Here is a 22,796-nt window from a genome sequence, read left to right on the forward strand (position 1 = left end):
AGGGGCTTTGGAGTCCTTGCTGCGTTGAGTTGTCACACCCTGATCGCGTGTTGTGGCAAAGCCGTTCTCATCGCTGCGGCTATGGCCAGTCGTTGGGTCGAGAGAACGATTAAATGCTGCGAGGTGGATCGATAGGGGCCTACCATATGCACTTTCGGAGTCGGGGAATTTCATGACTCAAGCTGTACTGGATGCCAGGACCGCCCGCGTACTGCCCTGGCTGGTCGCCATCGCGTTCTTCATGCAAACCCTTGATGGCACCATCCTCAACACCGCCTTGCCGGCCATGGCACGCGATCTTGCCGAAGACCCACTGCGCATGCAGGGAGTGGTCATCGCCTACATGCTCACCGTGGCGTTGTTGATTCCGGCCTCGGGCTGGGTAGCGGATCGCTTTGGTACCCGGCGGATCTTCTTTTCCGCCATCGTGCTGTTCACGCTCGGTTCACTGTTGTGCGCGATGAGCACCAGCTTCAATCAATTGGTGATGTCGCGTGTGGTGCAGGCGGTAGGGGGCTCGCTGATGCTGCCGGTGGGGCGTCTGGTGATATTGCGGGCCTACCCGCGCAGCGAATTCGTCCGCGTGATGACGTTCATCGCTCTGCCCGGCATGGTCGGACCATTGATTGGCCCGACGCTGGGTGGCTGGTTGGTCCAATACGCATCCTGGCACTGGATTTTTTTGATCAATCTGCCGGTGGGATTGATTGGCTGCATCGCTGCCTTTCGTTTCATGCCCGATCTGAAGAGCGCTGAGCGAATGCGCTTCGATACCTTCGGCTTCGTGCTATTTGGCAGCGCCATGGTGCTGATCACCATTGCCCTTGAAGGCCTCGGCGAAATGCAGATGCCCCATGCTCGGGTGCTACTGCTGGTGGTCATTGGCAGTGCCTGCCTGGCGGGCTACTGGCTGCGGGCGGGGCACATCGACAAACCGCTGTTCAGCCCGTCTCTGTTTCATGCCCGCAGCTTTGCCGTTGGCATTTTCGGCAATCTGTTTGCGCGCCTGGGCAGCGGGGCGTTGCCGTTTCTGCTGCCATTGCTGCTGCAGGTCGCGTTGGGCTATTCCCCGGCGCAAGCGGGCATGACCATGATTCCATTGGCGCTCGGCGCGATGTTCATCAAGCCATTGGCCAAGCCACTGATTGACCGCCTCGGCTACCGGCGCATTCTGATCGGCAACACCCTGCTGCTCGGCAGCCTGATCGCCAGTTTGGCGACCATCGACGGGCAGACTCCGACGGTACTGCTGCTCGTGCACCTGAGCCTGATCGGCATGGTTAACTCGATGCAATTCACCGCGATGAATACCGTCACGCTGGTAGGGCTCAGCAACCAGAACGCCAGCAGCGGCAACAGCCTGCTATCGGTCGTGGTGCAACTGTCGATGAGTCTGGGCGTGGCTTCGGCCGGCGCCTTGCTGGGCGGCTTCACTGTGCCAGGTGCGGATGGCGCGGCCGTACTGGACGCGTTTCACCTGACCTTCCTGTGCATCGGGGCAATGTCGATGCTGGCAGCGTCATTGTTCTTTCAGCTGGACAGCAAGCAGGCCATGTCCGCTGGGCATATTGACGCTGACTGATCGAGTTGGGATCAGCCGATACACAGCTCGGCTTCTTCCTCGTCCTCGGGGATCTCATCCGTGACAATCACCCGCGCATGCTGGGCATTGTCCTCCTCCAGACGGAGGCCGAAATACCGAGTGTCATACGCATCCCAGAACGCCTCGACCTGCTCCATCGTGGCGGCCTCGAGGAGTACCTCCAGGCTGTGCTCCAGGACAATGGTGTAGAGTTTTTCGGAAGACATGATTAGCAGGCTCGTGCTCAATTCAGGAGATGGCTGCTCCTCTGCAGCCGTGATGTCATTCTGACAGCTGACGAGCATTTGGTAGCTTCCGCTCATCGCCTGAAAAGAGATTCCCGCTGAACGGTTAGCCGCAATGTTGGTCAGTGCGAGCCGGGCTGGCGTCAGCTATCCCTCTCGCCGATCTCTCTCATCAATCCTGCCCCGTCGTGTCGCTATTTGCGACATGTCTGGCCGCTTGTAGGTCGCTGTTGGATAGCTTCGCTCAAGCGCTTCTGGCGCATAGCGCTGTGCTTCAAGCCACGTTATGGATCCATCACTACCTCCAAGCGTTCCTCCAGAACCCGCTGCCTTTGTTTACCTGTACGGGTAAACAATATCGACCTGTCGTGTATAGCGACATAATGTCTGCGCTTGCCGGATGTGCCGGTCTCGACAGAAAAGGACTTGGTTATGGGAGCAATGGGAACGTTCTGGTTGGTGACGGGAGGCTCGCTCTGTGCGGCTCTGGTGCTGGTCATCATTTCGTGGCTGCAGTGGCTGCAGCTCAGGCAACACAGGGTGGAACTCGCCGTGCTGCGCGAGTTGCTACAGGGGCTCGGCGGGATCATTCAGCGGCTGGAGCAAGAAAAGGCCGAGCTGACTGCAGGCCTGAGAGCGGAGACGGGGCAGGTCGAGTTGCTCAAGCGGCAACTGAGTCAGCTACGTGGATGACTCAGTCTGCTCGCTCGGTTTGCGGCCTACCCCTGGGGGCTGTGTTCGACCTGCTCGCAATATTTCCGGTAGCTTTCCGACAGGTCTGATGGGCACACGCCGCACTGTCGATTGCCTGGGACGGCGTGGTCGATGAACTTCGGATATGGCAGATCCAGCTCTGCCATGATCGACCTGAATCGCTCCAGCGTCACGGCCTCACCCAGCCGCGGGTTGCGGCGCTTTTCCTGAGCAATGGTTGATACGCGGCGGCCATGGTAGTCGTGGCCGGGATAGACCAGGGTGTCGTCCGGCAAGCTGAACAGTTTGCCTCTGACGCTGTGGAAAAGGTCGTCCGCACTGCCGTTCTGGAAGTCCGTCCTGCCGCAGCCGTCTATCAGGAGGGCATCGCCACTGAACAGTCGATCGCCGAGCAGGTACGCGAAGTGCCCATCCGTATGGCCCGGCGTGTGCAACGGCACCAGCTGCAGGCTGCCGACCTCAAACGGGGTGCCTTCCTCGATGCCCACGTCGGTGCAGGCCAGCTTGTCGATGGCAGGGCTTGCGATACGGCAGCCGGTTTTCCGCTTCAGTTCCAGCGCCGCGGTGATGTGATCGGCATGTATGTGCGTATCGAGCGTAAACGCCAGCTTCAGGCCGAGGCCCGCCAGCTCGGCCAGATCGCGCTCCATCGCGGAAATGACCGGGTCAATCAGCACTGCTTGTCCGGTTTCTTCGCAGCCCAGCAAATAGGTGTAGGTGGAGGAAATGGGCTCGAATAGCTGGCGAAAGATCATTTTCATCTCCGTTCAGTGATGAGATGGCTGCGGCGTTTGGTCCAGCATTTCCAGCAGCGCAAACTTCTCACGATCGATCTCGCCGCGCGTGCGGATACCTAAGCGGCGCATGATTGGGAGCGGTGGGCACCAGCCTTGGAGGCCGTGTTGCAGAAGAAACGGCAGCACAACGCCCGGGAGCAGAAACCATTTCCGGTTCACCGTCAGCCCCAGCAACAAGCCGGACAGCGCGAGCGACGAAGCGTTGACCTCCAAGGCCCGCTCAACATCCCACTCGCGATCCAGCGCGTCGATGCGCTGCATGATCGAGTGTCTATCTAGCCGGCTGAAGTGGCGAATGTTGTCGTCGGTTTGTTGATCAATGGCGTGATTGAGGGCCGCGGATGTCGAGCGGCGAACTCGATCCGCCTGGTCACTTGTGGCAATGTTCTGATGGTTCGATGTCATGGCAGTCTCCTGTTGCACGCTGTGCCTGGTGGGGCTGGCGCGACGAGAAAATGACTACGGGAACAGGGAGGCTGTGCGACGCCCTGAGTTCCGATGAGAACCGCTCCGACGAGCAGGAACACTTTATTGAGATATATATCGGTAAAATGTTCCGTCAACCTGTCCTGATCAACGGTGGAAAATGGCCTCTGCGTCAGAAATTGATATGGAAACGCTCCGCAGCAATGCGGCGGAAGCTTGCGGTCTGCTCAAGGTTCTGGGTAACCCGGACCGGCTGCTGCTGTTGTGCCAGCTGACTCAGGGTGAGTATTGCGTCGGCGATCTGGCGACTCTGACCGGTATCACTCAGCCGACCCTTTCTCAACAACTGACCGTGCTGCGGCACAACGGCATGGTCAGCACCCGTCGTGAAGGCAAACAGGTCTACTACGGCATCGCGAGCCCACAGGCGATGGAGGTCATGCAGGTGTTGTACAAGCTCTACTGCCAGGCGCCTCAAGCAGCGGAGCACGTGAGCTGAGCATCGGGCTAACGTTTGGCCTGGTGCGCGCTGCGAGACGCGACCGGCCTCCGCTGGCAGCGCTTACCATCGGATAGCGGCGCAAACGTTACTCTATCGGCGGTTGAGCTGGACGGTCATTCCGCCGCGCAGACCCCTCGAGAGGGATCTCCTGCAGACCGGCGATCAGCTCGACCTGAAGTCCATCGCCATGGGCGGTGAACCTCAGATCGCAACCGCAGCGCTCGGCGATGGCCTTGACGATGGAGAGCCCGAGTCCGCTGCCGTCACCCTCGCTGTTGCGCCAGAAGCGTTCGGTGAATCGTTCGACTTGTTGTGGGGCAATGGCCGGCCCGTGATCGACCACCCTAAAGCAGACCTTGTCTTCAGCGTGCTGCTCCAGTGACAGTTGAACGTGGGACTCTGGGCGCGTATGCCGGCGTGCGTTGTCCAGCAGATTGCGCAGCGCCGCGATGGCCAAGGCGGGCGGCATGGCCAGCTCACGCAGTGGCACGTCTGCCGCCACGTTTAAATCGATGCAGGGTCCCGGCTGCTGGCTGGCGTCAGCGATCGCCTGTTGCGCCACCTCGGCGGCCGTACATCGAAGGCCGTCATCGAAGGAAACAAGCCCCTCCACGCGTGCCAGCATCAGCAATTGCTCCAGCGTTCGGTGCAAGCGATCAGTGCCGATCTCCGCCTGGGCCAATGCCCGTTTGGCGGTGTCGCCCTCGGTCATGGCCGCGACCTGCAGATGAGTCTTGATGGCGGTCAGCGGGCTGCGCAGCTCGTGGGCGGCATCATCGGTCAGCCGCCTTTCGCGTTCGAGCGTTTGTGCAATCCGTGCAAATAGCTGGTTCTGCGTTTCCACCAACGGCACCAGCTCCGGTGGGAGCCGTTCGACGTGCAACGGTTCGACCGAGTCAACGCTGCGCTGCGCCAGGGCGGTGCGGATTCGCCTGAGCGGCGACAGGCCTTTGCCAAGGCCGATCCATAGCACGATCAGGCTGCCGAGGAGGGCGACCAGTACCGGCAGTGCCGCAGCCAGTAGCACCGAGCGCTTGAGCGTCGCGCGTTCATCGAGACGATCAGCCGTGGTGATGCGCATCCCGTCGCGGATCATGGTAAAGCTGCGCCAGGCGGTGTCGCCGATCAGTTGGTCATGAAAACCGGTGCGCTGGGCATCAAGCAGGCTGTCCGGCGCCGCATGGCTACGCGCCAGGACCTCACCGCGCAACGAGCTGACCTGGCAGGCCAATCCGTTCTCGATGCCGAGCTGCTCTGCGCTCAGGCGAGTGATGCCGCCTTCACCCAGCTGCGGCTGCGGCAGTTGCACCAGCAGGCCTGCGACCATCCGAGCCGATGCTGCCAGACGCTGATCGAGTGACAGCATCAGCTGGTTACGCACATCGAACAGCATCCAGGTGGCTGCCACCGACCAGAGCAGCACAAAAGCGGCGCCGAGGGTCAGGGTCAGACGCAGGCGCAAACTCATGAGTCGGGAGCTCTGGCGGGCTCGGTTGTCTGCCCGGCGGGTCCCAGTCGATAGCCGAGGCCCCTGACGGTTTCGACGATGCCATTACCCAGCTTGCGACGCAGATGATGGATGTGGACGTTGAGCGCGTTGCTTTCGACCTCGTCGTCCAGTCCATACACCGCGTTTTTGAGTTGCTCGGCCGAAAGCACCCGGCCCGGGTTCTGCAAGAGCGCTTGCAGCAGCGCCTGTTCGCGCCGGGACAGGTCAACAGGTTCGCCTGCCATGGAAGCCGCGCAGGCGGCCGGGTCATAGCTCAGCGGGCCGTGTTCGATCAGGTGCGTCGTTCGTCCGGCGGCCCGGCGCAGCAAGGCATGCAGCCGGGCTGCCAGTTCGCGCAGATCGAAGGGTTTGACCAAGTAGTCGTCGGCGCCCGCCTGGAGCCCCGAGACACGCTCGGCCACCGCATCCCGGGCCGTCAGAACGAGCACGGGCAGTTCGAGCCCGCGACGCCGCAGTCGCTGGAGAAAGTGCAGGCCATCCTCGTCGGGCAGCCCCAGGTCGAGAATCATCAGATCGAAGCGGGCAGTGCGCAGCAGCGCGTCGGCCTGAGCGGCGGTCGCGGCATGGGCCACCCCGAAGCCCTGGGCTTGGAGCCCGGCAACGATGCCACTCGCGATGAGTGCGTTGTCTTCTGTTAGCAGTACCTGCATGGGGGAGCTCGTCTTGAATGCACCGGTCAGTATCGCGCTTCTCGATTAACGGAGCGTTATCAAAGGGTACGCTGAGTTGCTCGCGAAGCGTCGCTTGTCGGCGTTTCTTCATCGGTCATTGGTCAGCTCCAAGCCAATTCGTTAACGGCCCCTTAATCCCCATTCGCCATGCTCGCGTTGAATCTAGTGACGGGGGTGTGTAGTTCATGCGAGCGGTTCTTTTCTCTCTGGCCTGCTGCCTCTGGCTTGTGCAGCTGGCGAGCGCCGCGCCGTTCGCGCTTGGTCAGAAGCAGGAGACGTTTTTACCGGTAGACCAAGCGTTCAGCCTACATGTAGAGCGCCCAGCCAGCGGCGGTGTCGTGCTGCGCTGGGACATCGCGCCCGGTTACTACCTGTATCAGGAGCGGCTGCGGTTCGGTGGCTTGGCAGCGGGTGGCGAACCGCAGTTGCCGCCTGGGGAGCCCTACCACGACGAGTATTTTGGTGACTCGCAGGTCTATCGCAACAGCCTGGAGGTCACCATCGCCGAGGCAGGCCTCGCCACGCTAGAACTGGGATGGCAAGGCTGCGCCGATGCCGGTCTGTGCTATCCGCCGCAGACTCGCACGATCGATTTGAAGGGGCCTGATGCAGGGACATCTGAGCCTGTTCAGGCCGATGATCAGGCACTGGCGAGCAGGCTGGCGCAACAGCCGCTTGGCTGGAGCCTGTTGATCTTCTTTGGGCTCGGCTTGCTGCTCGCCTTTGCGCCGTGCTCGTTGCCGATGCTGCCAATCCTTGCCGGTATTGTGGTCGGCAGCCGGTCCAGCCCTCGCCGCGGCATGCTGCTCGCCGCTTCCTATGTGGTCAGCATGGCGTTGGTCTACGCAGCGCTGGGTGTCGTGGCTGCGCTTCTCGGTGCGAATCTGCAGGGGTGGCTGATGCAGCCCTGGCTGATCGCCAGTTTTGCCGGGCTGTTCGTTCTGCTTTCCCTGCCGATGTTCGGTTTCTTCGAGCTGCAGTTGCCAGCTGGTCTGCGTGATCGACTAGAGCAGGCCGGGCGCACGCGCCAGGGCGGCAGCCTGGCTGGGGCCAGCGCGCTCGGGGTGTTGTCCGGTTTGCTGGTCGGGCCCTGCATGACCGCTCCTCTGGCCGCAGCATTGCTGTATATCGCCCAGAGCGGCAGCGCCGTCAACGGAGGGCTGGTGCTGTTTGCCCTGGGCCTGGGGATCGGGACGCCATTGGTATTGCTGGTGACGGTCGGCAATCGCTTCCTGCCGAAACCGGGGCCCTGGATGGATCGCGTCAAAACCACGTTCGGTTTCATATTTCTGGTCGCGGCCCTCTATGTGCTCCGCCCGTTGTTGACGGACTCCTGGTGGGTTGGTGTGTGGGGCGCATTTTGGCTGCTGGTTGCCAGCGCGCTGCTACAGCTATCGCGTCAGCTCAAGCTGCACAAGGTGTTGCTCAGCTCCGTTGCAGCGTTAGCGGGCGTATGGGGGGTTGCGCTGGTGCTGGGTGCGGCGGGTGGCGCCCAGGATCCGAATCGGCCGCTTGCCGTATTCACCAGCAACGTCGCTTCGGCAACTGAGGTCGAGGGCCCGCAGGGTTTCGTCGGTTTCGCCGATCCGGCTGTTCTTGATCGTGAACTCGCTGCCGCCAAAGCTGCCGGGCAATGGGTACTGATCGACTACTACGCGGACTGGTGTGTGTCGTGCAAGGTCATGGAGAAGGAAGTGTTTGGCAACGCGCAGGTGCAAGCTGCGCTCAAGGGTGTACGCATGCTGCGACCGGATGTGACGCAGACCAATTCCGCCACCCGCGAACTGCTGGGCCGCTATCAGGTCATGGGGCCGCCGACGCTACTGCTGATTGGCCCGGACGGGGCGGAGCGCCGTTCGCACCGCATAACCGGCGAAGTCGACGCCGGCCAATTCCTTAGCACATGGAACGAAACGATGGAGCAAGGCTGATGATGACGATGAACGTGGGGCCGTTGGCCCTGGCCGTTCCCCATGTATTGCTACTGGTGAGCCTGTTTCTCGCGATGTTGACCGGCTGGTGGGTTGGGCGGCGCAGCGAGCGCAACCCTGAACAGCAGTTGTTCAGGCTGCTGCTGGTGGCGCTGCTCGTCGCGCGGCTGACATTCGTGCTGGTTTATGCCGAGCATTTCCGTGATGAGCCCTGGCGCGTGATCGACATTCGTGACGGCGGGTTCATTGCCTGGCCGGGCGTGCTGGTGGCTGTGCTGCTTGGCGTCTGGCTAGCCTGGCGGGAGGGCAGTTTGCGCAAGCCGCTGGGTGCTGCGGTCGCTGTAGGTGTGCTGAGTTGGGGGTTCGGGACCTTTGCATTGCATGCCTTCGAGCAGGGCACGCGTCTTCCCGAGATGGGGCTGCGCGACAGTCACGGCAAACCAGTTGCCTTGCAGGATTTCGTCGGTAAACCGCTCGTCGTCAATCTGTGGGCCACCTGGTGCCCGCCCTGCCGGCGAGAGATGCCGGTGCTGGCCGAAGCACAGCGCAACCAGCGCGAGGTGACCTTTCTGTTCGTCAACCAGGGCGAAGGCGAGCGGGTCATCGCGGACTTCCTCAGCGCCGAAGGGCTCGGTTTGGAAAACGTGCTGCTCGATACCGGCGGCCGTCTCGGCCAGCACATAGGCTCTTCGGCGCTACCGACAACGCTTTTCTACGACGCCGACGGACGCCAGGTCGGCAGCCACCTCGGTGAGCTGTCTCGCGCCAGTCTGGCACGCGCTCTTGAACAACTGGAGGTAACCACTCAGCCATGAATCACCTACGACCGATCTCTTTTTTCTGTTCAACGCTGGCCTTGCTGCCCGCATCCGTGGCGCTGGCACAGGCCCTGCCTCCTGCGGTCCAGGCCGTTGAGGCTCGCGGCGCCGAAGTGGTCGGCAGCTTCGAGGCGCCGGGCGGATTGAAGGGCTACGCAGCACGCTACAACGGACAGGGCATCGCGTTGTACCTGACGCCCGACGGTGACCACGTTCTGATCGGCAGCTTGCTCGATGCCACCGGCGAAGACCTGACGCGTGCGCCCCTTGAAAGGTTGGTTTACGAACCCCTCAGCAAGGAAATGTGGCAACGGCTCGAGAGCAGCACCTGGATTCAGGACGGCTCTGTTGAAGCGCCGCGAGTCGTCTACATGTTTTCCGATCCAAACTGCCCGTACTGCAACATGTTCTGGAAGCAGGCCCGACCGTGGGTCGAGTCTGGCGACGTCCAGCTTCGCCATGTCATGGTCGGCATGCTACGTCCGGACAGCGCGGGTAAATCTGCTGCGCTTCTGGAAGCCAAGGATCCAGCGGCCGCCTTGAACACACACGAGACCGCAGGAAAGGCGAGCAAACTGGAGCCGCTTGAGGACGTATCGCCTAAGCTGACAGAGAGGCTCGAGGCGAACCTGACGCTGATGGCGGAAATGGGTGCCTCGGCAACGCCGGCCATTTACTATCTGGACGACAATGGACGTCTGCAACAGCAGCAAGGTGCACCTCGTCCCGATTCGCTGACCAAGATCATGGGGCCGCTTTCAGCGAAACGTTAAAAAGGGCGAAACAGCACTCCCCGCTGCCAAAACAATAAAAAACGATCTGGAGGCTTTATGAATATCGCTCGCTGGCCGCTGACGGGAGTGCTGTTAGCAGCCTTTCTGCCCGCCCATGCCGCCGATTCAATGGTTGTCTATACGAAGGGCGGGGCCAACCCTGCCGCGATGGCATGCATTACCTGTCACGGGGCTGAGGGCGAAGGGATGGCGGCGGCTGGCTTTCCCAGGCTTGCCGGTCTCTCGGCGGGTTACATGCGAAAGCAGTTGGCCGACTTCGCGTCTGGAGCCCGCGTCAACCCCATCATGCAGCCTATCGCCGCCGCCTTGAGTGCCGAGGAAGCGGACGCAGTCACGGCGATGCTTGCCGACAAGCCAGGACCGGAGGTGGAGCGGGTCGGCCGAACTGCGGCGGTCGAAGGCCCAGGTGAAACGCTGGCCCTGCGTGGTGCATGGGCGCGCAACATCCCTGAATGCGTCGCCTGCCACGGCCCCAGCGGAGTGGGGGTCGGTGACGCCTTTCCGCCGCTGGCGGGACAATCCGCGCAATACCTGGCCGCGCAGCTGAACGCCTGGCGTCAAGGTACGCGCAAGAACGATCCCAACGACCTGATGGGGCACATCGCCCGTAGCCTGACCGATGACGAGGTCAAGGCCGTCTCGGCGTACTTCGCCGGCTTGACCGACCAAGGAGCAGCAAGATGAACACCCAAACCAGCGTCTTGCTGTTGATCGCCCTAGCTGTACCTGCCTATGCCGATGACATCGCGATGGACGACCAGTCGCAAATCCTTACCGGGGCGGGCGAGCCGGCCAGCAGCCGGTACTTTCAGCCACCCCAGGAAAGCGAACTTCCCGACAATGCCTACGGCAAGCTGGTCCAGGAAGGCCGCGCCATCTTCGTCGACACCAAAAACCGAGCCCCGGAATATGTAGGCAACGGCCTCGCATGCGCGAACTGTCACCTCGAGCAAGGCCGCAAAGCCAACTCCGCTCCGCTGTGGGCGGCATACACCATGTACCCGGCGTACCGGAAGAAAAACAACAAGGTAAACAGCTACGCCGAGCGGCTACAGGGGTGTTTTCAATTCAGCATGAACGGCAAGGCCCCGGAAGCGGACGGGCCGGTGATCGCGGCGCTGACGGCCTATTCCTATTGGCTAGCAACGGGCGCCCCGACTGGCCAGGAACTACCCGGTCGTGCCTATCCGGAAGTGCCAAAACCGGAAGGCGGCTATGACTTGGCCAAAGGCGAGCAGGTCTATGCGGCCCAGTGCGCCGTATGTCATGGGCCGAACGGAGAAGGGCAGAAGTCCGGTGGCGATTATGTGTTTCCACCGCTCTGGGGGGCGGACTCGTTCAACTGGGGTGCCGGCATGCATCGGATAAACACCGCCGCCGCGTTCATCAAGGAGAACATGCCGTTGGGCAAGGGCGGCACCTTGTCGGATGAAGACGCCTGGCACGTGGCGGCCTTCATGAACAGCCACGAACGGCCCCAGGACCCGCGCCTGATCGACGGCTCGGTCGAAAAGACCCGAGACAAGTTCCACGCCAACGACGGCGTGAACCTCTACGGTGAAATCGTCAACGGCACGATGCTGGGCAAGGGCCTTTAGTCGATAGGGCTCGTATCGCAGCGGGCTAGGGCGCCCGCTGACGTTACACCATAGGCAGCCGCTCCCGAAGGTGATTCGCGGCGTCGACACACGTCCCTGCCGCCTGCTGCCAACTGTAGAGATTGTCGATCCTGCCGTCTGACATCAGTGCTCCCCCAGCCATCTGTTTGCGGCTGTCGCGTAATGGCCTGCTGGCTACCGGTCATCATCCGAAAGAAACAGGTCGAATGATTTGAGGAACTGTCATGGCGATCGCGCCCCAAAACTGTACGAACCGCATTTTGCGGGCCGTGAAAACAGAACGGAGGAGATACTGATGACACTCAAGCAATCGGCATCCCTATCGGCAGCAATACTCGCCGCAACCCTGGCCGTTGGCCTGCCCGGGGCTGCCGTCGCGCAGCAGACCGGCCAGACCAATCAGGCAGGCCAACAGGCCGGAACGGGGATGCGGTCCATCTCCGTAGGTCATAACGTCGTGGACGCAGTGGACGATGTGCGTGAGACCAGTGCCGACTTCATTGGCGCGCTCCTTGGCGCCGAGGAAGGCCTGGGACTTGGCAATTGGGAGCAGCAGGAACAGCGGCTCAATCAGATCGAGGAACAGTTGGAGCAGATGGAGGCCGTACTGGACGAAAAGGCCGAGGCCACGGACCAGGAGTGGATCGACTGGATGGGCGGTCCGGATTACAGCGTGACCGTGACCAAGCAGATCAAGAACCTCGGCGCCCATCTGGAGCAGGTCTCCAACATCCTCGCCGAGAATTGGCAGACCAAGGGCATCCAGGTACTGATCGGCAGCAACGTTCTGGAGCAATTACGCGACCTGCGCGAAACGACCGGCGATCTGCTCAACGCGATGGAGAATGCGGGCAGCGACTACGGTTGGACGACGGATCCGAACCAGTTCAAGCAATCGCGGGAGCGGCTGACGAAGATGTCCAACGACATCGACCAACTGTTGGTCATGTCGGACGCTGACTGGCGTGCCTATCTAGAATCTGACCGATTCCATATCGTCATCCACGACAACGTGGCGACCCTGGCCGACGTCCTTAAGAACATGACCAAACCGAACCAGGGCTGACCGGCGCTACCACCCGCCATGCAAGCGGCGGCTTGCCAAAAGCCACCGCTTGCCATACATGACGGAACCCACGAATAGCCAGGCAAGCAGCCCAGACTCAGCACCATCGATGCTCAAGGTTTTTCCAGCGGCTCAGGTATGAATCCTTGATCCCTGAGGGACTTGATCACTCCCCGAATTAGATAGTTGTTTGAAAAGCCGATCGTGTACTGCCTCGCCCCTGGATTGAGCGGCAGGAGCATCCCTTGATCTACTAGCTTTTTGATAAGGTACGTCCGTTGATTGCTCGACTGCTGAGGCAGTGCGGCTGCTACATCTGCAGACTTCACGACCTTCAATTTTATTGCGGCCGATAGCACGGTCTCTTCCGTCTCCGTGATCCACTCTCGTTCCCGTGCGAAAGCCACGGCAGGGGCGAGTATGCATTTGGTCAGGTAGGCATAGTTTGTGAGGCGGTCTACCTTCTCCAATTCATCACGAATGCCTTCCAGCACGTATGTGCACCACTCCTCCAGCCCTTCCTTTGTTCCTTTATCAGCGGTGGCAAGCATTGCGTAATAACGCTCACGGTCGTTGCAGAACACGGCTGTGGGGTTTAGCACGCGGCCGCCTGTGCTGACGTTGAAGCCATACTTCATCAGGAGCGCGTAGGTCAGAAGCCTGACCACGCGGCCGTTGCCATTACCGAATGGGTGTATCCACCCAAACCTATGGTGAGCCAGCGCTACCTTCATGAGGTCATATTTCGGGGAGTCTTCTCGATTCACGAAATCGACAAGCTCTTGCATATAAGCCTGAACCTGGATGAAGTCGGGCGGCAGGTGATCCGATTGGGATATTCGGACACCTCCGCTGCGGTAAGCACCGGGCGTTTTATCACCTTCACGCACCAGGTCGTCTACGGTCATAGCATGCAGCTCTCGGATCGTCTGCTCGGTCAGCAAAGCGCCTGGCGTCATGATCTGCTCGATGTAGTCCATCGCTTTTTCAATATTGCCAACCTCCCGCAATTGGTCCGTGTCTTGGGCCTTACCTTCTACCTTGCTGTCTATGTAGTCCGCTAAAGTCGTGTGGTTGCCTTCTATGCGGGCGGAACCAAGACTTTCCAGTGCATGGAAAAGCGATTTGAGCTGGTAAAACACCTGCGGCGGCGTATCGCCTTCAAGCCTTAGGCGGCGCAGATGCTCCAGCTCGCTCAGTACATCAACAAGCCCCGAGTCAAAGGATGGATTGAGAAGCTCAAGGTCGTGATGGGTAAACGTAGGCATATAGGAAATATCTCAAACTGGCCTAGAAGCTATCTGGAAAAATACCGAGCTAGGCCGCGTGGTTACGGTCATTCGCCAAGCATACGCCAAAAATTATCTTGAATTTGGCCTTAAGCTAAGTGAAAGGAGGGGAATAATTAAGTGCAATATCTCGGCCTGGCGGGGTTCCCATGGCCATGTAGCTTTCCACCGTAACTATCTCCGTAACCGTGCTCATAACGAGACCAAAAGTCGGGCGTTCGCGCTGGTGATTTACAAGATGCTAAAGGCGCTGGCTGACGGAGATCGCCCGTCGACCGGCTTGTGAGTTCCTTTCAACTACACAGCACTCAGGAGTAATGCTCAGGATGGCAATTCCGGATTTTCAAAGTGTCATGCGACCGGTGCTGCAGGCAGTTGGCGACGGCGTGCCGTTACCGCTTAGCGCGCTGCGCGTGCGCATCGCCGATGTATTTAAGCTGACGGAAGAAGAGCGTAAGGAGCGGCTGCCCTCGGGGAATCAGACCGTGATCAACAATCGAGTGGGCTGGGCCAGAACCTATCTGAACAAGGCTGGCCTGCTGACGATCCCGAACAAAGGAATGGTGCAGATCACCGTTCGGGGGCGGGAGGCGCTTGCCAGTGGTCCGGAGCGAATCACCGTGAGCTGGTTGAAGCAGTTCCCTGAGTTCGCCGACTTCCATACGGCCAAACCTCAGGTGATAGATGCCGCCGCCGTTGTAGACAGCGACCTGGCCGAAACCACGCCGGATGAGCAGTTGGCCGAGGCCTATCAGGCGTTGCAGCAATCCCTGGCAGACGAACTGCTGGCGCAGGTGCGGGCTGCTACGCCGAGCTTCTTCGAGCAGGTGGTGGTCGATCTGATGATCGCCATGGGCTACGGCGGTTCGCGAAAGGAGGCCGGCAAAGCGACCCAGCTCACCAACGACGACGGCATCGACGGCATCATCAAGGAAGACAAACTCGGGCTGGATGTGATTTACCTGCAAGCCAAACGCTGGGCCAACACCGTGCATCGCCCGGAGATCGACAAGTTCATCGGCGCACTGACGCGAAAGCGGGCACGCAAGGGCGTGTTCATCACCACCTCGGACTTTTCTACTGGCGCGAAGGACGCGGCGCTCGGCCTGGATATCAAGGTCGTGCTGATCGACGGCATCGAGCTCGCCCGCCTGATGGTCGAACACAACCTCGGCGTGAGTGTTAAGCAGGTGTATGAGGTCAAGCAGATCGACAGCGACTACTTTTCCGAGGAGTGACAGCGCCTCCGCTGTAATAACCAAGCGCGAACGTGACCAAGTGCCGTTCAGCTTGCCTTGGTATGCAAGGATAGAAGCCTCCGGTGGGTCCAAGATCCGGTACGGTTGGCGCTGCACACTGCGTAGCCACATCGATGCAATGGGCGGACAGGTTGAGGTCGTTGCGCGATTTCGGGATGGCTGGGGTGAAGATCAGCAACTCTGCCGAGATTGAAGTCGCCGCTCAGCAGGCGTAAGTCTTCGACAGTCGCTACTCGTGAAAGCAAAAACCCCTGAAATTCACTAGGAAAATCAGGGGTTTAGGTGTTTCGAATTGGTGGAGCCGGGGGGATTTGAACCCCCGTCCTGTCCGCGTATTTCGTGGCGTTGCGCCGTGTGGCTGCTGAAATGTTGCTGAAACTACCATTTCAAGGATTGTGATCGGCCAGGGTCGACCACGTGCCACCGGTCAGTTTAGAAATCATTTTCGGCGATTCGGGCGCCTTGAAAGGAGCTATGTACTCCCAGCCCTCGCTGCCGTCGTATTCTGTTCTACGTAGATGACCGCAGTCAGCGAACACTATTACCAAATCGCTAGACACAATCTGTGCGCCGTATCCATCGTCATAATCGAAATCAGCCAGCACTGTAAATTCATCCCACGAACACGCATGCCCTGATACTGGCGAGCCAATAAACACTATGTCGGCGCTGGCATGACCGCTTTCTGCTATAGCTTCAAGGGTTTCTTGGAGTAGGTTCATGCTGACTCCTCCATAGGGATTTGAACCGGCGTCCCGAACAGCTCTGCCGCCTTGCTGCCCGACGTGTCGCCATCGTTCGGAATGTATCGGCCATAGACGCGGGCAATCATCACCCAACTGCTGTGGCCCATCTGTTTTGCTACCCACATCGGATGCTCCCCGGCTGACAGCATCATTGATGCGTAGGTGTGCCGGGTCTGGTACGGGTTCCGGTAGCGCACCTTCGCCTTGCGGATGGTCGGAATCCAGAATGACTTCCGGATAGCCTGGTCGCCGTCGAAGGGTTTCCCGTAGCGCGGATCATGGAAGACCGGCCCGCCTACTATATAGGTGTGCGCCTTCTGCGCTTCCAGCGCGGCCAGCGCCATCGGCAGTAGCTTCACGTCCCGCAATCCCGCCGCCGTCTTCGGCAACTCCGCTTCCTTGGCCGCCTTGGTCAGTCCTCGCGATATCCGCGCCTCCCCCCGCAGCCAGTCAATATCCCCCCATTCCAGCGCCACAAGCTCCGACGTGCGAAGCCCGGTCCAGAACGCGAACTGCAACATGTTCCGGTATTGCCCGGACGCTGCTTCCAATATCGCGGCCTGTTCCTCTTTCGTGAATGGGTCGATCTCGTCTTCCGCCTTGGGCTTGCCCTTCACTGAGTAGGTCCAGCCGGCCAGCGGGTTCGCTTCGATAAGTTCATCATCGACCGCATCATTCAGCGCCGACCGCAGGCAGCTTTGCACGTTGGCGAGCCGCTTGTTCGAGGCGTCCATCTTGGCCAGCTCATCTCGCACCATCTTGCGCGTGAGCGTCACCAGCGGCGCATGTCCCAGCCTCGGCACAAGTACGCCACTGATAATCTTGCGGTAGCCGTCCAGGGTCGAGGCCTTCAGGTGCGCCTCCTTTCGGTCCAGCCACTTGTCGAGATAGTCGGAGAGTGGAATCAACCCGGTCTGATGCCCGAGCTTTACAGCGCGCTTTGACTTGGGGAAAGTCGCTGCGTAGTCGAAGGTGCCGTTATAGATGGCAAGCTCTACTGCTGCCTTGTGCTTCTCTGCACGCTTCAGATTAGCGGGGCTGGGCTCAAGTGGGAGACGCTCGCGACACTGCGCCCCTTCGTACATGAAACTGATTTCAATGCTGGACGCCGACGCGCGCCGGACTCCATTCCGCTTTCCACCCATGCTTCGTACCCTTCCACGCTGATCAGCACATGGCCGTCTGGTGCCTTGATCCAGATTTCTCCCAGCGGCCAGACTCCTTTGGAGAGCTTGGACCGTATTGCGTGCTCAGTGTAGCCGGTTGCCTCTGAAAATCGCTTGATGGTCTGATATCTGGCCATCTGGTTACTCCTTCACCGTTACGCCGGCTGCTTCGATTGCGGCGCGTGATTCCTTCCATGACTGCCAGAGCTTAGAAACCTGATCGTCCTCGTAATCGTCGCACCCCTCGCATCCTTGCGATGATCCCCAGCAGCGCATATTCGAGCCGGGATGCTCTTTCGCCATGAGCGCTTCGAACTCCGCCCGCATCTTGTCTGTGTGCTGCATGTCTATCTCCTGCTGCGTGTGGTGTTAGGCTGCTGCTCGGCCTGCAGGGACAGGGCTTCTATAGCTGCTTCGTATGCAATGACCAGGAAGACGTTCGGGCAGGAGTTCCGGTCCAGTGCCTTGCGGATCGCTTCGGCTACAGAAAACGGGTCGATGCGTTCCCGCTGCACCTGCTCCAACTGCCGCCACGTCTTGCGGTGCCGCTCCATCTCAAGCTGCAGATCGGCCTTTGCCGCTGCCAGCTCCGCGCCGATGTGCGCTACTCCCTTCAGTGTCTCGTTCATACCTGGCTCCTTGCTACGCCGCATGCCCTAGCGCCCCATCGGCGTAGTGCTCGGCGATCTGTTCGTTGAGTTTGTCCAGCAGGTCGGGCCGCAAGAATTCAAGATGCAGGTTGCTGTTTTTGAAGGCCTTGGCCTTGTAGTAGGCGTCCTCGAATACCTGTCCGGCCTTGAATGCGCCGTTCATGGCAGATTCAAAGCTGCGCGGCTGGAATAGCTGGCCGTCGAGCGTCTTGATCACGCGGTCAATGTCGTTGAGCCTGTCCTGTCCTGTGCCGTGGCGCACCTGCAGGCCGCCCGTCCAGCCCGGCTGAATCATCCAGCTCATGACGACCTTGCGACCGATCCGGAATGGCTCGTTGGCGTTGGTCCGGTAGTCATCCGACAGGCATCGAAACACGTTCACGATGCCGCGCCGGAACATCTCGCCGGAGCGTTGGTGCAGGTCGATAAACGTGGCGCGGACGGTTGAATCAGTGAACTCTGGCGGCACTGGTGACAGGCTGCGCTCGAACTGTGCGACGGCTTCGGCATCCATTAGCTGACGAAAGCCGGTAAGGTCGAACGCCCGGCGCCACATGCTGGCGTCCAGTTCGTGCCGCGCGAGCTGGGCGCTTTCCCGGAACTGGCCGGCGTTCGGCATCAGGTAGCTGCCGTGCTGGTCGAGCAGCGTCTTTGCCATGTCATTCAGGCGGCGCGCCTGCGTGTGTAGGCTAAGGGCTTTCTCTCGTGCGTCGAGCAGGTCGGTTAGCGTTACGGGGAGGGTTAGCTGTGTGAACGGGCTGACGGTCATGCTCTAGCCTCGTCTGGTCTGAATAGGCGCTCCCAAGGGGAATACATGGGACCGGTAGCTGTGTACGCTTTGCGTGAGCGGTAGGTGGGCGACTCAAAGAAACAGGCCTTGCAGCTGTAGCCGAGGCCGTCTTTTGTCCGCAGGTTCCGGAAGAAGAACTCGGTATCTGCCGGCCACCATTCTTTGCAGCAGGCGCACAATTTTTCTGGTTCGGTCATGCGGCTTTCTTCCATCGTCCGGGCGCTGGGGCTGTGATTTCCTCGGCCGGCGACATGCCTTGACGTATGCGGCGGCGGGCATGTACAGCGCTGCATTGGCCGAACCGTTCGCACAGCTCGGCGATAGATCCGGTCACGCCGTTCACTGTCCGCAGATGCTGCCTGTGCCGCGTTTCGTTTCCCTTCTTCGAGCCCGCAATCCGTGCAGCCCGTTCTTCCTCCGTCTGCTGCCACTTCACGTCCGGCATCAGCTTTACGATTTCAGTGAACTTGTTGCGTGAGATGCCCAGGGCTTCGCGTACCTGGCCTTTGCTCTGGCCGAGTGCGGCCATCGCTCGAATGGTGTCATCGAGGTTCATGGTTATTGTCCGGGGAGGAGGGCGCCGAGGGGCGCCCGGGTGGGTCAGTACTGGATGCCGTAATCGTCGTAGTCCGGCGCGTTGTCCGGCTGACGTTGCGTCTGCTGCGGGCGCTGGGTTTGCTGCTGGCGTGGCTGGGATGGCTGCGACTGCTGACCGTCCGGCTTGCCGCCGAGCAGCTGAAGAGTGCCGCCCATGTCCACAACGATCTCCGTCGTGTAGCGCTTCACGCCGTCCTTTTCCCGTTCGCGGGTCTGCAGCCTGCCTTCGAGGTAGCACTGCGATCCCTTGCGCAGATACTCGCCCGCGATCTCCGCGACCTTCCCGAAGAACACCACCCGATGCCATTCGGTGCGCTCCTGAAGCTGGCCGGTCTGCTTGTCCTTCCACGCATCGGTTGTCGCCAGCGTGATGTTTGTGACTGCGTTGCCATTGGGCATGTAACGCGTCTCAGGGTCACCGCCGACGTTGCCGATCAGGGTGACTTTATTGATACCTCTGGCCATGGTGGCTCCTTGGTTGTTGGGTTAGGCAGCGATGCCCATGACCCGATTCATCCGCTCTTCGAGCAGTTCGTAGAAAGTGGTGACGCGCTCGCTGATCTTTCGAATCAGCGCTTCGTCGCGATAGGTGCGTTTGACGAACAGGGGCATCCCCGGCCAGTAGGAAACGAAGTCGATCCACTCGCGATCAGATACCCACAAGCCACCCTGGCACTGTGCAACGTGTTCTTTCGGAACCTCGCCGGAGAGGATCACGCCGACCTGAAACTTGGGCAGCTTCGTCTTGATCTCGGTGAGGCCGGACGCGCCTACCAGCGAGTCCGGCGAGTAACCGATGCCGTGATTCAGGATGATGGCCACCTGTTCCGTGGTGACCTCTTCGCGGGCTTCGTACAGGCCCCGCGCCACGCCTTCCAGCTCGTGGCCGCGCTCGGTGTGGCGGTTGCCGCCGAACGGGTCTGCAGCCTCGCCAGTGATGCGCTCACCGATCAGAGTGTCCATGTAGGTGAAGGCGCCCGCACCGAATCCCGCCTGACCCTTACCGTTGACCAGCAGGCATTCCAGTTCGGAGCAGGTAACGATGCCAAGGCGCAAGGCCAGCCAATCGGCTGACCCTTGATCGACGTCACGGATGATCTGCATGTTCACCTCCCATGCCGTCTGCCATGCGCTGCTTGTGTCGTGCGGCGGCTCGCTCAAGCGAAGACACTATCCCGTCAAACTGGCCTGCCGGGATTTGGGACGGGTCCGGCCAGTCCTTGCCGAACTTCTCAATCACCGCCTCGCTACATTGCGAAACAATGCCCTGTAGCCGCATCAGTTGAACGCCAGTGATTACTCGGGCAGGCGCTGCGCCCGCCCCGTCGTCGTCATCGTCCTGCTCGGAGAGTCCAGTGATGCCCTTGAGTGTGTAGCGCTCCAGATAGGTCTTTGTGCTTGCACGCGCCTGGATGGCGTTCTTGGCTCCACCAGAATCAGGCGGACCGCCCATCGAAACGCTTTCTTCGTGGCCTCCTATGTGGCGCAGGTAGCAGGTGACCTCCATCCAATCTTTGTCATCCTTGGTCAGCTTCCAGAAGGACGAAAGACCGTGCTTGGAAAGCTCCGGAGTTACCGCATCGACCACGTCGTGCAGCTCGGCATAGCTCTTGTTCTTTAGTGGGCCGTCAGTAACTTTCCGGCCCTTGATGATGCGGACCGTTTCGGCTTTGAAGTTGGCGAATGCCGCGTCGTATGCCTTCTTGGCCTCGGTGCGCTCCCAGCGCTCCTGCAGGTCCATCATTTTTTCTACTTGCTCCAAGGTGGCGCCTTGCTGGATAGCTGCCAGCATCATCCCCATCGGGGAGTTTGCGGCCGGCCCGTCTGTGCGGGCCGGGAGTGAGGTGACTTGGGCTTTCGCTACTTCGTTCATGGCTGCCTCAGTAGGTAATGGAAACGCTGGGCACTTCGCCCTTGCGGATCATGTTGATAACGGCCTTGGCCTGTTCTTCGGTGATGCCGGCGCCCATGAATGCCTCTTTGATGGCAGTCAGTACGGCGGTCTTGTGGGCAATGTCTGCCTCACGGGCCTTGGCTTCACGCTCAATACGGGCCTGCTCGTCTGCCTGGCGCTGGCGTTCGGCTGCTGCTGCGCGGTCGGCGCGTTCGGCGGCGTCACGCTCCGCCTGCTCGGCGCGCTGCTGGGCTTCCAGTTCGCGGCGGGCTGACTGCTCGGCTTCCAGCTTCAACTGCAACTCGCGTTGTTCGGCGGCTGCCTTGGCGTCGGCTTCGCGCTTGGCCGCTGCGTCACGTTCGGCCTGTGCGCGCTGCTCGGCTTCGCGCTGGGCTTGCTCTGCTGCTTCACGGGCGATACGGGCTTCGCGGTCTGCCTGCTCGCGCTGTGCGGCTTCGGCGCGGAGGCGTTCGAGCTCGGCTTGCTCGGCTTCGTATGCTTGGCGCTTGGTCAGTGCCAGCTGCAGGGTGGTGAGGGTGGCAGCCTTGACGCGGTGCGCTTCAGCTTCGAACTCTTCCCACTCCGGTCCGATCTCAACCTCTTCAATCAGGCTGATGGCTGCGGCTATCTCTGCGGCTGTGCGGTCTTCGGTGTCTAGCGTGCGCAACTCTTCAAGCCGACGCGCATGCCATGCCACCCGATCCACCTCGGCCTGCTCCCACTCATTCAGCGGTGCCCGCACCTCATCACGCCATGCGTCCAGCGTGTCACGCATCCGCTTGCGCTCGGCGTCGATCTTCTTCGGGATTTCCTTCAGATCGGCGACCAGCTCCTTGCCTACGTTGTCGAGCGCCGTTTTCGAGCGGGCGACCTTGTGCGCAATCGATGCGATGGCGTCGCGGCCTTTCTTCGTCGACACATCCGGCACGAAGGCGTCGATCTCGGCGCGGATCTGCTGTAGGTACGGGTCAAGCCCGTTCGCAGCCTGGAAGACCTGAATTGCGGTTTCTTTCGGCGGCACGATGGCCAGTTGGGTTTCTGTAGACACATGAGCTCCCTGGCCGCGTCTCGCGCAGCCTGTCAGTAGGTTGGTTTATCCGAAGAAGTGATGCAGGGCGCCGATCTGAACCGCTATCAGCACGTCCAGGGCGAAGAAGCCGATCAGCGCAATCCACGCAGCCGCATAGCTGTGGCCTGTGGGGGTGTCGTCGTGTTCGTAGGGGTCGAGGGGGAGGGCTTGAGTTGTCACGGTGCTATCACTCCTGCAAGTCCGCTCAGATAGAGCCAGCCGGTAATCCCGGCCAGCGTCAGTAGAAAGCCGCGCCACCATGCGTAGCGGAGGGCTCTTTGGCGTTGGCTAGCCATCACATGGCCCTCCCGATTTCGGCGGCAGCGCGGACAATTGCAAGGCGCATCGCTTCCAGTTCAGAGAGCGATCCGTCAGCGCCGTAGTCCTGTTCGATATGGCCCTCGCAACCATTTTGATCGTCGAACCACACTTCACCGCCGCCGCCATGACTGCCAATGATGAGCTTCAGCTTCACCGCTAGCCGGAGCGCGTCGCCGTCATCGTCGAGTGGGTTCCATGGCACGAATTCGTCACCTTCAAGAATCCAGATGTCCCGCAGATCAACGGCGCCATTGTGGTATTCGATGTGCTCGCCCCAGCCGCCAGAAACGCCAGCCGCCTTAGCCGCCAGCTCAAGCAATTCCCTGTCATCCATCTACAC

Annotated in this window: 28 protein-coding genes; 10 read left to right on the plus strand and 18 right to left on the minus strand. The window is 60.6% G+C overall.

Going from position 1 to position 22,796, the window contains the following annotated elements; all coding sequences use genetic code 11:
* The first annotated feature begins 172 nt into the window (after nt 1-172).
* Nucleotides 173-1,582, plus strand: a complete 1,410-nt coding sequence (gene mdtD, locus RT21_RS19840; protein ID WP_046164087.1) for a multidrug transporter subunit MdtD — start codon at nt 173-175, stop codon at nt 1,580-1,582.
* A gap of 11 nt (nt 1,583-1,593) precedes the next feature.
* Here mdtD and RT21_RS19845 read toward each other — a convergent pair whose 3' ends face one another.
* Entirely contained in the window at nt 1,594-1,809 is a 216-nt protein-coding gene (locus tag RT21_RS19845; protein ID WP_045432156.1) for a hypothetical protein, read from the minus strand.
* 459 nt (nt 1,810-2,268) lie between these two features.
* Between RT21_RS19845 and RT21_RS19850 the strand changes: the two genes are divergently transcribed.
* The gene (locus RT21_RS19850) at nt 2,269-2,520 is read left to right on the plus strand and encodes a hypothetical protein (protein WP_082082201.1); all 252 of its coding nucleotides are present in this window, start codon (nt 2,269-2,271) and stop codon (nt 2,518-2,520) included.
* A 26-nt stretch (nt 2,521-2,546) separates the two neighbouring features.
* Here RT21_RS19850 and RT21_RS19855 read toward each other — a convergent pair whose 3' ends face one another.
* Together RT21_RS19855 and RT21_RS19860 are read right to left on the minus strand one after the other, a co-directional pair.
* The gene (locus RT21_RS19855) at nt 2,547-3,296 is read right to left on the minus strand and encodes an MBL fold metallo-hydrolase (RefSeq protein WP_046164088.1); all 750 of its coding nucleotides are present in this window, start codon (nt 3,294-3,296) and stop codon (nt 2,547-2,549) included.
* A 12-nt stretch (nt 3,297-3,308) separates the two neighbouring features.
* Entirely contained in the window at nt 3,309-3,743 is a 435-nt protein-coding gene (locus tag RT21_RS19860; RefSeq protein WP_046164089.1) for a hypothetical protein, read from the minus strand.
* A gap of 181 nt (nt 3,744-3,924) precedes the next feature.
* Here RT21_RS19860 and RT21_RS19865 point away from each other — a divergent pair, with 181 nt between their 5' ends.
* A complete protein-coding gene (locus tag RT21_RS19865; RefSeq protein WP_046164090.1) occupies nt 3,925-4,263 on the plus strand; it encodes an ArsR/SmtB family transcription factor in 339 nt (112 codons plus the stop codon).
* 88 nt (nt 4,264-4,351) lie between these two features.
* On the opposite strand, the gene RT21_RS19870 is transcribed toward RT21_RS19865, so the two are convergent.
* On the minus strand, nt 4,352-5,734 hold the full coding sequence (locus tag RT21_RS19870) for an ATP-binding protein (RefSeq protein WP_046164091.1): 1,383 nt from the start codon (nt 5,732-5,734) through the stop codon (nt 4,352-4,354).
* Complete coding sequence (locus tag RT21_RS19875) at nt 5,731-6,426, minus strand: response regulator (RefSeq protein WP_046164092.1); 696 nt, start codon at nt 6,424-6,426, stop codon at nt 5,731-5,733. Before RT21_RS19875 ends, RT21_RS19870 begins: the two co-directional genes overlap by 4 nt.
* Nucleotides 6,427-6,632: 206 nt before the next feature.
* Here RT21_RS19875 and dsbD point away from each other — a divergent pair, with 206 nt between their 5' ends.
* The 6 genes from dsbD (at nt 6,633) to RT21_RS19905 (ending at nt 12,675) form a co-directional block, all read left to right on the plus strand.
* Nucleotides 6,633-8,378 (plus strand): protein-disulfide reductase DsbD, encoded by a 1,746-nt coding sequence (gene dsbD, locus RT21_RS19880; RefSeq protein ID WP_177327111.1) that lies wholly within the window; start codon nt 6,633-6,635, stop codon nt 8,376-8,378.
* Nucleotides 8,378-9,193 carry a TlpA family protein disulfide reductase gene (locus tag RT21_RS19885; protein WP_046164093.1) on the plus strand — a complete coding sequence of 272 codons (816 nt, stop codon included), beginning with the start codon at nt 8,378-8,380 and terminating at the stop codon, nt 9,191-9,193. Before dsbD ends, RT21_RS19885 begins: the two co-directional genes overlap by 1 nt.
* Complete coding sequence (gene dsbG, locus RT21_RS19890; protein WP_046164094.1) at nt 9,190-9,969, plus strand: thiol:disulfide interchange protein DsbG; 780 nt, start codon at nt 9,190-9,192, stop codon at nt 9,967-9,969. The genes RT21_RS19885 and dsbG overlap by 4 nt, the downstream gene beginning before the upstream one ends.
* Before the next feature lie 57 nt (nt 9,970-10,026).
* Nucleotides 10,027-10,674: a c-type cytochrome gene (locus tag RT21_RS19895; protein ID WP_046164095.1), complete on the plus strand. Its 648-nt coding sequence runs from the start codon at nt 10,027-10,029 to the stop codon at nt 10,672-10,674.
* On the plus strand, nt 10,671-11,588 hold the full coding sequence (locus tag RT21_RS19900) for a c-type cytochrome (protein WP_046164096.1): 918 nt from the start codon (nt 10,671-10,673) through the stop codon (nt 11,586-11,588). The genes RT21_RS19895 and RT21_RS19900 overlap by 4 nt, the downstream gene beginning before the upstream one ends.
* A 316-nt stretch (nt 11,589-11,904) precedes the next feature.
* Nucleotides 11,905-12,675 (plus strand): hypothetical protein, encoded by a 771-nt coding sequence (locus RT21_RS19905; RefSeq protein WP_046164097.1) that lies wholly within the window; start codon nt 11,905-11,907, stop codon nt 12,673-12,675.
* Nucleotides 12,676-12,788: 113 nt separating this feature from the next.
* Here RT21_RS19905 and RT21_RS19910 read toward each other — a convergent pair whose 3' ends face one another.
* Nucleotides 12,789-13,943 (minus strand): Fic family protein, encoded by a 1,155-nt coding sequence (locus RT21_RS19910; protein WP_046164098.1) that lies wholly within the window; start codon nt 13,941-13,943, stop codon nt 12,789-12,791.
* 347 nt (nt 13,944-14,290) lie between these two features.
* Here RT21_RS19910 and RT21_RS19915 point away from each other — a divergent pair, with 347 nt between their 5' ends.
* Nucleotides 14,291-15,202, plus strand: a complete 912-nt coding sequence (locus RT21_RS19915) for a restriction endonuclease (protein WP_046164099.1) — start codon at nt 14,291-14,293, stop codon at nt 15,200-15,202.
* A gap of 407 nt (nt 15,203-15,609) precedes the next feature.
* Here the strand turns inward: RT21_RS19915 and RT21_RS19920 are convergent, their stop codons facing one another.
* The 12 genes from RT21_RS19920 to RT21_RS19975 all read right to left on the minus strand — a co-directional run bounded on the left by RT21_RS19920 (nt 15,610) and on the right by RT21_RS19975 (nt 22,775).
* Nucleotides 15,610-15,945 (minus strand): hypothetical protein, encoded by a 336-nt coding sequence (locus RT21_RS19920; protein WP_046164100.1) that lies wholly within the window; start codon nt 15,943-15,945, stop codon nt 15,610-15,612.
* Nucleotides 15,942-17,054, minus strand: coding sequence for an Arm DNA-binding domain-containing protein (locus tag RT21_RS19925; RefSeq protein ID WP_256203906.1), 1,113 nt, complete (start codon nt 17,052-17,054; stop codon nt 15,942-15,944). Before RT21_RS19925 ends, RT21_RS19920 begins: the two co-directional genes overlap by 4 nt.
* 222 nt (nt 17,055-17,276) lie before the next feature.
* On the minus strand, nt 17,277-17,480 hold the full coding sequence (locus tag RT21_RS19930; protein WP_046164102.1) for a phiTE_015 family protein: 204 nt from the start codon (nt 17,478-17,480) through the stop codon (nt 17,277-17,279).
* 2 nt (nt 17,481-17,482) lie between these two features.
* On the minus strand, nt 17,483-17,764 hold the full coding sequence (locus RT21_RS19935) for a hypothetical protein (protein ID WP_046164103.1): 282 nt from the start codon (nt 17,762-17,764) through the stop codon (nt 17,483-17,485).
* A 13-nt stretch (nt 17,765-17,777) separates the two neighbouring features.
* Nucleotides 17,778-18,554 (minus strand): DUF4942 domain-containing protein, encoded by a 777-nt coding sequence (locus RT21_RS19940; RefSeq protein ID WP_046164104.1) that lies wholly within the window; start codon nt 18,552-18,554, stop codon nt 17,778-17,780.
* A gap of 214 nt (nt 18,555-18,768) precedes the next feature.
* Complete coding sequence (locus tag RT21_RS23070) at nt 18,769-19,131, minus strand: hypothetical protein (RefSeq protein WP_052724775.1); 363 nt, start codon at nt 19,129-19,131, stop codon at nt 18,769-18,771.
* A 44-nt stretch (nt 19,132-19,175) separates the two neighbouring features.
* Nucleotides 19,176-19,637: a single-stranded DNA-binding protein gene (gene ssb / locus RT21_RS19950; protein ID WP_046164106.1), complete on the minus strand. Its 462-nt coding sequence runs from the start codon at nt 19,635-19,637 to the stop codon at nt 19,176-19,178.
* 21 nt (nt 19,638-19,658) lie between these two features.
* Nucleotides 19,659-20,276, minus strand: coding sequence for a lambda exonuclease family protein (locus tag RT21_RS19955; protein WP_046164107.1), 618 nt, complete (start codon nt 20,274-20,276; stop codon nt 19,659-19,661).
* Nucleotides 20,260-21,045: an ERF family protein gene (locus tag RT21_RS19960; protein WP_046164108.1), complete on the minus strand. Its 786-nt coding sequence runs from the start codon at nt 21,043-21,045 to the stop codon at nt 20,260-20,262. Before RT21_RS19960 ends, RT21_RS19955 begins: the two co-directional genes overlap by 17 nt.
* 7 nt (nt 21,046-21,052) lie before the next feature.
* Nucleotides 21,053-22,114 (minus strand): coiled-coil domain-containing protein, encoded by a 1,062-nt coding sequence (locus RT21_RS19965; RefSeq protein WP_046164109.1) that lies wholly within the window; start codon nt 22,112-22,114, stop codon nt 21,053-21,055.
* A gap of 45 nt (nt 22,115-22,159) precedes the next feature.
* Nucleotides 22,160-22,315, minus strand: coding sequence for a hypothetical protein (locus RT21_RS19970; protein WP_156155738.1), 156 nt, complete (start codon nt 22,313-22,315; stop codon nt 22,160-22,162).
* A gap of 115 nt (nt 22,316-22,430) precedes the next feature.
* A complete protein-coding gene (locus RT21_RS19975; RefSeq protein ID WP_218186916.1) occupies nt 22,431-22,775 on the minus strand; it encodes a hypothetical protein in 345 nt (114 codons plus the stop codon).
* Nucleotides 22,776-22,796 lie beyond the last annotated feature (21 nt).

It is taken from the genome of Pseudomonas sp. 10B238, assembly GCF_000970615.1.
Lineage (GTDB): Bacteria > Pseudomonadota > Gammaproteobacteria > Pseudomonadales > Pseudomonadaceae > Stutzerimonas.

Excerpts from the sequence above, each read along its gene's own strand:
- dsbG (WP_046164094.1), top strand. The coding sequence starts at position 9,190 with ATGAATCACCTACGACCGATCTCTTTTTTCTGTTCAACGCTGGCCTTG.
- RT21_RS19900 (WP_046164096.1), top strand. The coding sequence starts at position 10,671 with ATGAACACCCAAACCAGCGTCTTGCTGTTGATCGCCCTAGCTGTACCT.
- RT21_RS19940 (WP_046164104.1), bottom strand. The coding sequence starts at position 18,554 with ATGACCGTCAGCCCGTTCACACAGCTAACCCTCCCCGTAACGCTAACC.
- RT21_RS19875 (WP_046164092.1), bottom strand. The coding sequence starts at position 6,426 with ATGCAGGTACTGCTAACAGAAGACAACGCACTCATCGCGAGTGGCATC.
- RT21_RS19865 (WP_046164090.1), top strand. The coding sequence starts at position 3,925 with ATGGCCTCTGCGTCAGAAATTGATATGGAAACGCTCCGCAGCAATGCG.
- RT21_RS19905 (WP_046164097.1), top strand. The coding sequence starts at position 11,905 with ATGACACTCAAGCAATCGGCATCCCTATCGGCAGCAATACTCGCCGCA.
- RT21_RS19920 (WP_046164100.1), bottom strand. The coding sequence starts at position 15,945 with ATGAACCTACTCCAAGAAACCCTTGAAGCTATAGCAGAAAGCGGTCAT.
- RT21_RS19960 (WP_046164108.1), bottom strand. The coding sequence starts at position 21,045 with ATGAACGAAGTAGCGAAAGCCCAAGTCACCTCACTCCCGGCCCGCACA.
- mdtD (WP_046164087.1), top strand. The coding sequence starts at position 173 with ATGACTCAAGCTGTACTGGATGCCAGGACCGCCCGCGTACTGCCCTGG.
- RT21_RS19955 (WP_046164107.1), bottom strand. The coding sequence starts at position 20,276 with ATGCAGATCATCCGTGACGTCGATCAAGGGTCAGCCGATTGGCTGGCC.
- RT21_RS19925 (WP_256203906.1), bottom strand. The coding sequence starts at position 17,054 with ATGTACGAAGGGGCGCAGTGTCGCGAGCGTCTCCCACTTGAGCCCAGC.
- RT21_RS19895 (WP_046164095.1), top strand. The coding sequence starts at position 10,027 with ATGAATATCGCTCGCTGGCCGCTGACGGGAGTGCTGTTAGCAGCCTTT.
- RT21_RS19860 (WP_046164089.1), bottom strand. The coding sequence starts at position 3,743 with ATGACATCGAACCATCAGAACATTGCCACAAGTGACCAGGCGGATCGA.
- RT21_RS19915 (WP_046164099.1), top strand. The coding sequence starts at position 14,291 with ATGGCAATTCCGGATTTTCAAAGTGTCATGCGACCGGTGCTGCAGGCA.
- RT21_RS19930 (WP_046164102.1), bottom strand. The coding sequence starts at position 17,480 with ATGCAGCACACAGACAAGATGCGGGCGGAGTTCGAAGCGCTCATGGCG.
- RT21_RS19850 (WP_082082201.1), top strand. The coding sequence starts at position 2,269 with ATGGGAACGTTCTGGTTGGTGACGGGAGGCTCGCTCTGTGCGGCTCTG.
- RT21_RS23070 (WP_052724775.1), bottom strand. The coding sequence starts at position 19,131 with ATGAACCTCGATGACACCATTCGAGCGATGGCCGCACTCGGCCAGAGC.
- RT21_RS19910 (WP_046164098.1), bottom strand. The coding sequence starts at position 13,943 with ATGCCTACGTTTACCCATCACGACCTTGAGCTTCTCAATCCATCCTTT.
- RT21_RS19845 (WP_045432156.1), bottom strand. The coding sequence starts at position 1,809 with ATGTCTTCCGAAAAACTCTACACCATTGTCCTGGAGCACAGCCTGGAG.
- ssb (WP_046164106.1), bottom strand. The coding sequence starts at position 19,637 with ATGGCCAGAGGTATCAATAAAGTCACCCTGATCGGCAACGTCGGCGGT.
- dsbD (WP_177327111.1), top strand. The coding sequence starts at position 6,633 with ATGCGAGCGGTTCTTTTCTCTCTGGCCTGCTGCCTCTGGCTTGTGCAG.
- RT21_RS19885 (WP_046164093.1), top strand. The coding sequence starts at position 8,378 with ATGATGACGATGAACGTGGGGCCGTTGGCCCTGGCCGTTCCCCATGTA.
- RT21_RS19935 (WP_046164103.1), bottom strand. The coding sequence starts at position 17,764 with ATGAACGAGACACTGAAGGGAGTAGCGCACATCGGCGCGGAGCTGGCA.
- RT21_RS19855 (WP_046164088.1), bottom strand. The coding sequence starts at position 3,296 with ATGATCTTTCGCCAGCTATTCGAGCCCATTTCCTCCACCTACACCTAT.
- RT21_RS19870 (WP_046164091.1), bottom strand. The coding sequence starts at position 5,734 with ATGAGTTTGCGCCTGCGTCTGACCCTGACCCTCGGCGCCGCTTTTGTG.